A 9,577-nucleotide genomic window follows, 5' to 3' on the forward strand; every position below is an offset into this window, starting at 1 on the left:
GCGACGTACACGCCACTGGCCGCCGAGGGCCCCGCGGCGGCGTACTGCGCGGCGTTCGTCCGCTCCGGCGAGGTGCTCACGGCCGTGACGCGGCTGTCGCTGCGGCTGGCGGAGGCGGGCGGCTGGCGGGACACCCGGCTGCCGCTTCCGCCGGGGCGCTGGGCGGATGTGCTGGAGCCGGGGCGTGAGTTCACGGGGCACGCACGCGTGGAGGAGCTTTTCGCGGTACTGCCGGTGGCTCTGCTGGAGCGGGTGGGCGAGTGAGGCCGGGCTGCATCACCTCGCTCAGGCGACCCTGGTGGACCCTCAGGGACCACACCGTTCACGGCGCCTGCCGCACACCCGCCGTCAGTGCTTCCGGGCGCCCCCTGGAGGCTCCCCGGCCGTGCTCTTGACACCGCACCACGGCCGTGGGGTACTGCGATTGCGAACTCGGGCGGATGTGACGGGGGTGAGTGTCCTGCCGGAGCTGCGCTACCCGACGGTGACCGAACTGGTCTCTGCTGCCCGGGCGTTGACCGCTCACCGCCCCGGAGTGTGCACCCTGCGGCAGGTGGGTGCCTCGCGGGCCGGCAGACCTCTGCACCTGCTGTCCGTGGGCCGCGCCCGCCGAGCCGTACTGGTGGTCGCCGGCGCCCACGCCAACGAGCCGACCGGCTCCTGCACGCTGCTCGCGCTCGCCCGGCGGGTGCTGGCGGAGCGGGAGTTGCGGGACGGCATGTCCTGGCACTTCCTGCTGTGCGCGGATCCCGACGGGGCGAGCCTGCATGTGACGCCGGCGCCGCGCAGCCTGTTCGACTACCACCTGGGCTTCTTCCGTCCCGCGGGCCCGGAGCAGCCGGAGTGGGCGCCGTCCGTGCTGCCGCCCGACCGGCTGCCGCCCGAGACTCTGGCCCTGACCGGCGTCATCGACGAGCTGCGGCCCTACCTCCAGGTGACCCTGCACGGCACGGATCTGGGCGGAAGCTGGGTGCAGTTGACGAAGGACGTGCCCGGGCTGGCCGAGCCGTTCGCCAAGTCCGCGGCGGAGCTGCACATCCCGGTGGAGACCGGTGCCTCGGACGCCGCGGGCTGGCCGGCCTCCGGGCCGGGGGTGCATGTGATGCCCGCGCCCGGGATCGGTCCGGCGTACCCGAGCCTGCCGGACGACGCGCGGCACAGCACCTGGTTCCACGCCCATCGGTACGGCGGTCTCACCGCGGTGGTCGAGGTGCCGATGTGGGCGAGCGACCTGGTGGACGACCCGGCTCCGCATCCGGCTCCGGCGGCGGCGATCGGCCGGCTCGCGCGCCGGCTGCAGCGTGACGCGCTGGAGGTGACGCGCGTGCTCGACGGCGCGCTGCCCCGGCTGGCGGACCTGGACGGGCCGTTGCTGCGGGCCGCCCAGTGGGGTCTGGAGCTGGTGCCGGGGCTGGCCGCCGACCTGGTCCACACCCCGCCCGCGGACCGCACCATGGCGTACGTCGGCAGCGTGGACGCCTTCGTGCGGCGGGTGCCGCTGCGGGCGGCGGCCATGCTGCTGCGGGTGCTGCGCGGGACCGACGAGCGGGCGGCCGAGCAGCTCGAGGAACTCGTCGCGACCTGGAGCGACGCTTTCGCGGAACGTTTTCGCGCCCGCTGGGTGCCTTTGGAGCACCAGGTCGAGCACCAGTCCCGCACGGTGGTGGCGGCGGCGCTGCACGCGCGCGAGGGGGCGTCCTAGGCCCCTGCGGCGTTCAGTCGCGCTGCATCGGCACCGCCGCCCCGGCCTCCCACTCCGGCTCACCCGAAACCGAGCCCGAACCCGAACCCGCGCCCGAACCCGAAACCGAGCCCGCGTGCCGCGCGGCCAGTTCGAAGGCGGAGAGCACCACGCGTGTCTGGTACTCCGCCTGGCGGGCCACCGGGATCCAGCGCGCCCCGCAGCCGTCGCGGTAGTCGGCGCACCACGCGTCGATCAGCCGGTCCAGCTCCGGCAGGGCCCCGGCCGGGTCGCGGCCCGCCGCCCGCACGAGCTGGTGCAGCAGCCCCGCGGTGCGCAGCACCAGCCGCCGCCCGGAGATGCGCAGGGCGGCCAGGTGGGCGGTGGTCAGGGGCGGGAGGGGGTGGGCCGCGCCGTCACCCGTCTCGGGGTCCCAGGCGTCGGCGAGGCCGGGGCAGACCAGTAAATAGTCGTCGACCGGGGCGAGCAGGCGCGCCGCGTCGGGCACGACGGCGAGGTGCGGCCGGATCCGGGCCAGCAGGTGCCGCAGGAGCCCCGTGTCGTGGCGCAGGGCGTGGCTGACGGCCCGTAGCACCGCGTCCCGGTCGGCGGGCGGGGAGCCGTCGGACACGGCCGCCACACCCCACATGGGCGCCTCGACGACCGCGGTGACGGTGCCGTGCCCGTGCGGGTGGAACCACGTCGACTCGACGGCCGCCTCTGTGATGGCCGCGGCGAGGCCGGCCCGGCGCGGCGGCGGGATCCGGTAGACGGCCGGCCCGAGGCCCGGCCAGTACAGAGCGTCGTACGCGCCGAGTTCCCGGGGGATGCCGAGCCGGGCGGCGATGTGGGCGAGGCGCGGGGCGAGGCCGGGCAGGTCGCGGGTGAGCTCGACGAAGCCGCCGCCGATGTCGACGCCGTGCAGGGAGCACTGGAGGACCGGGCGCAGCTCGTCCTGGACGTCGAGCAGCGCACGGGTCTCGGGCAGGGCGGCGCCGGCCGCGCCGTCGGGCAGCCATTCGGGCTGTTCCAGGAAGCCGGGCCGGAAGAAGTTCCGGAAGTACTGGCCGAGGGTGTACGGGCCGGTGAGCCAGCCCTCGTTGCGGCGCAGCCCGTCCGGGTCGAGGCACAGCAGCAGGTTCCAGGTGGCGTCGGCGCCCTCGGTGAGCCGTGCGTCGGCCAGGGCCCGCTCGGCCAGGCGCAGCACGGTGGCGCCGCCCACGGGTTCGTTGGCGTGCGGCCCGGCGACGACGAGGGCCTGGCGGCTGCCGTGGCCGACGGAGAGCAGCCACATGGGGGTGCCCGCGCGGGACGTGCCGATCCGGCGCAGCCGGGCGTCACGGGGGTGGCGGGCGACGAGGGCGGCGGCCCGGGCGCCCAGTTCGTCGACGGTCGGGAAACGCGGGAGGGGCGGCAGGGCACACCTCCCCCATGCGGTGCCGTCGGTTCACCAGGTGTAGCTGGCGTACGCACAGTGAGTCACGACTTCAGGGGTACGTCAACACCATGGACGGCAACGGGATTTGAGCCACCCCTGGCGGACCGGCGGGCGACAACTCCCAGGCCGGCGCCGGGGCGTGCCGCGGTTTCAGGTCAGCCGGACGCCGGCCGGACCCCGGTCAGCCGGAACGTCATCTGCCCGAAGCCGACCTGGTCGCCCTCGCGGACGAGGGCGGCGCCGACGACCCGCCGGCCGTTCACGGTCGTGCCGTTGGTGGAGCCGAGGTCGCGCAGGACCCACATGCCGCCCTGGTGGCGGAGTTCGGCGTGCACGCGGGAGACGGTCTCGTGGTTGAGGCGCAGTCCGCTGGCGGGGTCGCGGCCTATGCGCAGCGGATGGCCGTGCACCGGGTGGGGCAGCAGCAGCTTGGGCAGCCGCTCGGCCTGCCAGGCCCGGCGCAGCCGCACGGTGAATCCGGAGACCGCCTCGACGGTGCCGAACACCATCCGGGAGAACCGGCTCTCCGTGGGCAGGTCGGCGGTGAGCACGGCGAGCTCGTCCGGGCGGCGGGCGGCCAGCGCCAGTTCCATGCGACGGACGAACGTGTCGTGGGACAGGCGGCCCATGGCGACGCCGTCACGGAGCACCTTCAGCGCCCTGTCGCGCTCCACGTCGGAGAGCCGCGCGGGGTACGTGTTGAACTCGAAGGACGACGTCACGTTGGTGATTCTCGGGCAGCGCGGCCGGGCTGTCCAGAAAACGGGAAAACGGCCGCCACGCGCGCGTACCCTGCGACACCCGCCGCAAAAGGGAGGATGCGCCAGCGGATCGATCTCGTTTGACGCACCATGGACGGGCTACATCACGGTGAGCAGACGAAGGGGAACCGTCCGTGCAGTTCGAGGTGTGGGCACCGCAGGCCGGCCGTGTGACGCTCCGGTGCGACGAGGTCACGCGCGCGTTGGAGCGCGATCCGGAACGGCCGGGGTGGTGGCGGGGCGAGGCCGAGGCGCGCGACGGGTCCCGGTACGGCTTCGCGCTGGACGACGGGCCCGTGCTGCCCGATCCGCGCTCGCGGCGGCAGCCGGACGGACCGGACGGACCGAGCGCGGTCGTGGACCACGAACGGTACGCGTGGCGCGCGGAGTGGCCGGGGCGGCCGCTGCCCGGCGCGGTGCTGTACGAGCTGCACGTGGGGACGTACACGCCCGAGGGCACCCTGGACGCCGCCGCCGAGCGGCTCGGTCATCTCGCCGAACTGGGCGTCACGCATGTGCAGCTGATGCCGCTGTGCCCCTTCCCGGGCACGCACGGCTGGGGGTACGAGGGCGTGTCGCTGTGGGCGGTGCACGAGCCGTACGGCGGGCCCGAGGCGCTGAAACGCTTCGTCGACCGGGCCCACGAGCTCGGCCTGGGCGTGGTCCTCGACGTGGTGCACAACCACTTCGGTCCGTCCGGCAACTACCTGCCCGTCTTCGGGCCGTACCTCACGGACACGCACCACACGCCCTGGGGCGCCGCGGTCAACCTGGACGCGCCCGGGTCGGACGAGGTGCGCGCGTTCCTCATCGGCAGCGCGCTGGCGTGGCTGCGCGACTACCGGATCGACGGGCTGCGCCTGGACGCGGTGCACGCGCTGGTGGACACGCGCGCGTGCCACTTCCTGGAGGAACTGTCGTCGGCCGTGGACGCTTTGGCCGCCGAGGTGGACCGGCCGCTGTTCCTGGTCGCCGAGTCGGATCTGAACGACCCGCGGCTCATCACCTCCCGCGCCGGGGGCGGCCTCGGGCTGCACGCGCAGTGGAACGACGACTTCCACCACGCCCTGCACACCACGCTGACCGGCGAGTCGCAGGGCTACTACGCCGACTTCGCGCGCGCTCCCCTCGGCGGGCTCGCCAAGACCCTCAGCGGCGGCTGGTTCCACGACGGGACGTACTCGAGCTTCCGCGAGCGCCACCACGGACGCCCCCTGGACCGCACGCGCGTGGCCGGGCACCGGCTCCTCGGCTACAGCCAGACCCACGACCAGGTCGGCAACCGCGCCCAGGGGGACCGGCTTTCGGCCCTGCTCTCCCCCGGGCTGCTGGCCTGTGCGGCGACGCTGACGCTGACGGCGCCGTTCACGCCGATGCTCTTCATGGGCGAGGAGTGGGCGGCCGGCACGCCCTGGCAGTTCTTCACCGACCACACCGACCCGGAGCTCGCCGACGCCGTACGGCGGGGCAGGCGGCGGGAGTTCGCGGCGCACGGCTGGAAGGAGGAGGACGTGCCCGACCCGCAGGATCCGGCGACCCGGGACCGCTCCTGCCTCGACTGGTCCGAACCGGAACGCGAGCCCCACGCGCGCGTGCTGGCCTGGTACCGGCGGCTCCTCGCGCTGCGCCACGAGCAGCCCGATCTGACCGACCCCGACCTCGCCGACACCAAGGTGGCCTGCGACGAGCAGCGCCGCTGGATCGCCTTCCGGCGCGGGGACGTCCTCGTGGCGGTGAACCTGGCGCGGGAACCGGCGGCGCTGTCGCTCGGCGTACCGCACGCGCGTGTGCTGGCCGCGTGGGAGCCGGTCGAGACGCCCGGGGCCGACGGGGTGGTGCGGCTGCCCGGAGAGTCGGGCGTGGTGCTGTCGCAGGACTGACGCGCCTGCGACGGCGCCCTGCTACAGGGCGTCGTCGTCCGTCTCGCGCAGGTCCGTCACACGTTCCAGCAGGATCGGCTCCCAGGCGTGGCGCAGTTGCGTCCGCGACACGGCGAGCCGGGCCGCGTCCCCGCCCGTGAGGGCCTCGGCGAGGTGGACGACGGTGTCGCAGCGGGCGAGCCACAGGCCGCGCAGGCAGGGCCGGGCGCCGTAACCGGCGAGGGTGGCGGCGCGTACGGCGGCGGGTGAGCCGACGGCGAGCGCGAGGCCCGCGATGTCCTCGGCCGGGTCGCCGACGACCGCGCCGGCCCAGCCGAGGACGCCGCGCACCCGGCCGTCGGCGCTGACCACGAGGTGGCCGCCGGTGAGGGCGTGGTGGGTGAGGACCGCCGTCCCGGACTGGGCGGCGAGCTGGCCCGCTGCGGGCGATGTGAGCTGGTTCAGGCGAGCGGCGTCGAACTCGTCGGCGGCGGCGCAGTGTTCGGCGGCGCGTACGGCGGCCCGGCGCAGCGCCTCCAGGGAGCGCGGCGCGGCGCGCGGCACACCGAGGGTCTCGGCCTGCCGGACCGGCACCTCGCGCAGCCCGGTGAGCAGCGCCGCGAGGTCGGCCTCGCCGACGGCGGAGACGTCGTGCTCCTGCCCCGAGCCGCCCGGCACCTTGGTGTCCAGCGTGTAGGTCAGCCCGGCCGCCCACTCGCCGTGCGCCACGCTGGCGGGCACCGCCACCGGGATGTGCGGGCGGACGAGGTCGCGCAGGCGCAGTTCGCGGCGCTGGCGCACGGTGGCCTCGCGGTCGGGGGCGAGGCGCAGCACATGGCGGGTGCCGACCCACCAGGTGGCGGGTTCGGCGCCCCGGGTGGCGGGCCGGACGTCGGGTCCGGTGCCTTCCCTGCCCTGTCTGGTCTCCTTTCCGTCCTTGAGGAGGGACAGGACCAGCCGGCGGACGGTGTCCGCGGTGGGTGTCGGTGCCTGGGTCATGGTCGCGCCGTTGCCGTTCGGGAGGCGTGGTGGGGACATGGTCGCGTCACTCCACTATGACCAGCTCGCGGGAGGTGGTGTTCAGGCGCCGCCCGCCGTCCTCGGTGACGGTCACGATGTCCTCGATGCGCACGCCGAACCGGCCCGGCAGGTAGATACCGGGTTCCACGGAGAAGCACATGCCGGGCACGAGGGGCTGCGGCTCACCCTCGATCATGTACGGCGGTTCGTGGGTGGTGACGCCGATGCCGTGTCCGGTGCGGTGGATGAAGTACTCGCCGTAGCCGGCGTCGGCGATGACCGCGCGGGCGGCCCGGTCGACGTCCTGGCAGCCGGCCCCCGGCCGCACGGCGCGGAAGCCGGCCTCCTGGGCCGCGCGCACGATGTCGTGCACGCGGCGTTCCTCGTCGGTGGGTTCGCCGACATGGACCGTGCGGGAGGTGTCGGAGCCGTAGCCGTCCCGCAGGCCGCCGAAGTCGAGGACGACCATGTCTCCGCGTTCGATGACGCGGTCGCCTGCCGCGTGGTGCGGGTTGGCGCCGTTCGGACCGGAGGCGACGATGGTGAAGTCGACCTGCTCGTGTCCGTGCCGGCGCAGGTGCCGGTCGAGGTCCGCGGCCACGTCGGATTCCCGGCGGCCGGCGAACGGGACGTTCCGGATCTCCTCGAACGTCGCGTCGGCGGCGGCTCCCGCGGCCGCCATGAGCTCCAGTTCGGCCGCGTCCTTGACGGCGCGCAGCATCGGCAGGGCCTCGGTGAGCGAGATGTAGGAGCTGCCGGGCATGGCCTGCCGCAATGCCAGCAGGTGCAGCGCCCAGGCGTTGTCGCTGATGCCGAACCGGCCCGAGGTGTCGAGCAGGGCGGCGGTCGCGGCGTAGGGATCCTTGCCGTCGGTCCAGTCGCGCAGGGCCAGGGCGGACCCGCCGGCCGCCTTGTGCGCGTCCGGGGCCTCCAGGGCGGGGACGACGAGGGCGGGGTCCTGTCCGGCGGCGAGGACCAGCAGGGTGAGCCGTTCGGTCATGGGGGGCGCATATCCGGTGAGCCAGACCAGATCCGGTCCGGGGGCCACCAGCAGGCCCGCGAGACCGGCCTCGGCGGCCGCACGCGCGGCTCGCTCCATGCGGGCCCTGTAGTCGTCGGCGGTGAAGGGCGCGGCCGTGCTTCCGGTCATCCGGGCCTCCCAGGACGGGCGAAGGGGCTACGGGCAGACATCCTGCCCGGCCGGAGGGGGCGACGCGAGCCGTCTGCGGACTTCATCTGAGCGTCTGCGCTAACGGCAGGGGATTTACCAACCGTTAGATCTAATGCTTAGATTCACTGCACCCATTACATGGGCAGCCATCAGTCGTTCGAACGAGGGGGCATGCGGCGTGCTCGTACTGGCACACATCAGCGATCTGCATCTGGACGGGAGCGCGCGGGCGACGGAGCGCGCCGAGCGCGTCCGCGACCGGTTGTGGGAACTGCCGGGTCAGGTCGACGCGCTGCTGGTGACCGGGGACATCGCGGACCACGGCACGGAGCCCGAGTACGAGGAGGCGGCCCGTCTGCTGGGGCTGCGCGACGGCGACGCCCCGTTCCCCGTTCTGACCTGCCCGGGCAACCACGACGGCCGCGTGCCCTATCGCAAGGCGCTGCTGGGCCTGCCCGGGACCGAGGGGCCGGTCAACAGCGTGCAGGTCTTCGACGACGGCGCCGTGCTGATGTGCGACTCCAGCGTGCCCGGGAGCGACGACGGGGAGCTGGACGAGGAGACGTACGACTGGATCGAGGCGACCCTGGACGAACTCGACGGCGGCCTTCCGGCCCTGCTCGCCTTCCACCACCCGCCGGTGGCACTGCACCACCAACTGCCCGACTCCTGCCGGCTGCGTCACGCCGAGCGGCTGGCCGGCCTGCTGGCACGCCGCCCCGAGATCGCCGGTCTGATCACCGGCCACGCCCACACCCCCGCCGCCACCTCGTTCGCGGGGCGGCCGGTGATCTCCGGCCCCGGTGTGACGTGGACACTGCGACTGCCCTGGGAGGGCGATCAGATCGCCGACCGGGACGCGCCGCCCGGACTCGCCTTCCATGTCCTCGACGACACCGGGCGGCTCACGAGCCACTTCCGGGTGGTCACGTGACGACGGCCGGTACGACCGTCAGCTGCTCGTAGCCGCCGCTGCGGTGCCGCACCGTCAGCCTGACCTCGGAGCCGGGCCGGGCACGGGCGACGGCCCGGGCCAGGTCGGCGGCCGTGTCGACGCGGGTCGTCCCGAAGACGAGGAGCAGGTCGCCGCGCTCCACGCCCGCCGCGTGCCCCGGGCCCGGGACATGGATCCCCACGACCAGGGCTCCCGGCTTCCCGGCGTCCATGACCTGCACGCCGAGGGTCACGGCGGCGGGCACGGATACGGCGGCGGACGGCGAGGGGCCGGGGGGCGACGGCTTGCGCCACCCTCGCGGGTCGAGGACTGCGCCCGGGACGGCCGCCGTGACACCCACCGTCGCGAGGCCGATCCCGGAGAGGACGAGGACCGCGCCCAGGAAGGCGGCGAACAGCGCGTTGACTACCCGCCGGCCGCGCCGCCGGGCGACGCGCGGGCGCGGCCGGGCCGGACCGGCCTGGGTGGCCGGCACCGCCGCGTCGGGTTCCTGACCGGGCATCGGCTTGGGTCGCAGCGCGGTCTGTTCCATGGCTCGCCTCCGGATGGTGCCGATCGCCTCCGGCGGATGCGGAACGATCACGGCAGGTGCTCTACCCGGCACCCCGGCACGCGACGAGCCACGAACGAGTGAGACTGACCGGCGCCGATGAGGGCCATACGCCCCGTCGGAGAAGCCGGAATCAAGACAC

General features: G+C 74.5%; 8 protein-coding genes and 1 pseudogene. 4 read left to right on the forward strand and 5 right to left on the reverse strand.

What is annotated here, in order from left to right; genetic code table 11:
- Both ACFTZL_RS34680 and ACFTZL_RS34685 read left to right on the forward strand, forming a co-directional pair.
- A pseudogene (locus tag ACFTZL_RS34680) lies at window positions 1-264 on the forward strand (malto-oligosyltrehalose synthase); the annotation flags it as partial.
- Window positions 265-451: 187 nt separating this feature from the next.
- Window positions 452-1,702, forward strand: a complete 1,251-nt coding sequence (locus tag ACFTZL_RS34685; RefSeq protein WP_382591214.1) for a M14 family zinc carboxypeptidase — start codon at window positions 452-454, stop codon at window positions 1,700-1,702.
- 13 nt (window positions 1,703-1,715) lie between these two features.
- Here the strand turns inward: ACFTZL_RS34685 and ACFTZL_RS34690 are convergent, their stop codons facing one another.
- Window positions 1,716-3,098 carry a M14 family zinc carboxypeptidase gene (locus tag ACFTZL_RS34690; protein ID WP_382591232.1) on the reverse strand — a complete coding sequence of 461 codons (1,383 nt, stop codon included), beginning with the start codon at window positions 3,096-3,098 and terminating at the stop codon, window positions 1,716-1,718.
- Between the two features lie 176 nt (window positions 3,099-3,274).
- Complete coding sequence (locus tag ACFTZL_RS34695) at window positions 3,275-3,841, reverse strand: FHA domain-containing protein (protein ID WP_382591217.1); 567 nt, start codon at window positions 3,839-3,841, stop codon at window positions 3,275-3,277.
- A gap of 173 nt (window positions 3,842-4,014) precedes the next feature.
- Here ACFTZL_RS34695 and treZ point away from each other — a divergent pair, with 173 nt between their 5' ends.
- Window positions 4,015-5,760, forward strand: coding sequence for a malto-oligosyltrehalose trehalohydrolase (gene treZ, locus ACFTZL_RS34700; RefSeq protein ID WP_382591220.1), 1,746 nt, complete (start codon window positions 4,015-4,017; stop codon window positions 5,758-5,760).
- A gap of 21 nt (window positions 5,761-5,781) precedes the next feature.
- Here treZ and ACFTZL_RS34705 read toward each other — a convergent pair whose 3' ends face one another.
- Both ACFTZL_RS34705 and ACFTZL_RS34710 read right to left on the reverse strand, forming a co-directional pair.
- Window positions 5,782-6,738, reverse strand: coding sequence for an aminoglycoside phosphotransferase family protein (locus ACFTZL_RS34705; protein WP_382591235.1), 957 nt, complete (start codon window positions 6,736-6,738; stop codon window positions 5,782-5,784).
- A 46-nt stretch (window positions 6,739-6,784) separates the two neighbouring features.
- Entirely contained in the window at window positions 6,785-7,909 is a 1,125-nt protein-coding gene (locus ACFTZL_RS34710) for an aminopeptidase P family protein (RefSeq protein WP_382591223.1), read from the reverse strand.
- A gap of 199 nt (window positions 7,910-8,108) precedes the next feature.
- On the opposite strand from ACFTZL_RS34710, the gene ACFTZL_RS34715 reads away from it, so the two are divergent.
- Window positions 8,109-8,864, forward strand: coding sequence for a phosphodiesterase (locus ACFTZL_RS34715; protein ID WP_382591226.1), 756 nt, complete (start codon window positions 8,109-8,111; stop codon window positions 8,862-8,864).
- Here ACFTZL_RS34715 and ACFTZL_RS34720 read toward each other — a convergent pair.
- Window positions 8,857-9,417, reverse strand: coding sequence for a PDZ domain-containing protein (locus tag ACFTZL_RS34720; RefSeq protein ID WP_382591229.1), 561 nt, complete (start codon window positions 9,415-9,417; stop codon window positions 8,857-8,859). The genes ACFTZL_RS34715 and ACFTZL_RS34720 overlap by 8 nt on opposite strands.
- Window positions 9,418-9,577: the final 160 nt, after the last annotated feature.

It is taken from the genome of Streptomyces sp. NPDC056948 (assembly GCF_042674225.1).
GTDB classification, from domain to species: domain Bacteria; phylum Actinomycetota; class Actinomycetes; order Streptomycetales; family Streptomycetaceae; genus Streptomyces; species Streptomyces purpurascens.

Excerpts from the sequence above, each read along its gene's own strand:
- ACFTZL_RS34705 (WP_382591235.1), bottom strand. The coding sequence starts at position 6,738 with ATGACCCAGGCACCGACACCCACCGCGGACACCGTCCGCCGGCTGGTC.
- ACFTZL_RS34720 (WP_382591229.1), bottom strand. The coding sequence starts at position 9,417 with ATGGAACAGACCGCGCTGCGACCCAAGCCGATGCCCGGTCAGGAACCC.
- ACFTZL_RS34710 (WP_382591223.1), bottom strand. The coding sequence starts at position 7,909 with ATGACCGGAAGCACGGCCGCGCCCTTCACCGCCGACGACTACAGGGCC.